The 250-nt window shown below is 44.4% G+C and carries 1 pseudogene; it reads left to right on the forward strand.

Features of this window, described 5'->3' with window-relative positions:
- Positions 1-250, forward strand: a pseudogene (locus HU755_RS27630) (LLM class flavin-dependent oxidoreductase); the annotation flags it as partial.

The following is a 250-nucleotide window of genomic DNA, read 5'->3' on the forward strand; positions in this document are numbered from 1 at the left end:
GCAGAACAATTTGGAACGATGGCGACAATCTATCCAAATCGTGTGGATTTAGGGCTTGGGAGAGCTCCTGGAACGGATATGCTAACCGCAAGTGCCTTGAGAAGATCGCAAAAGGATTCTGTCTATACGTTTCCAGAGGATGTTAATGCTCTTCTGACATATTTTGGGTCAGAAGAAGATCAAGGGTATGTAAAAGCCCATCCAGGTGTTGGAACCAATGTACCGATTTACATTCTTGGTTCTTCCACAG

The sequence above is a fragment of the Pseudomonas sp. SWRI111 genome, from assembly GCF_014268555.1.
GTDB lineage: Bacteria > Pseudomonadota > Gammaproteobacteria > Pseudomonadales > Pseudomonadaceae > Aquipseudomonas > Aquipseudomonas hamedanensis.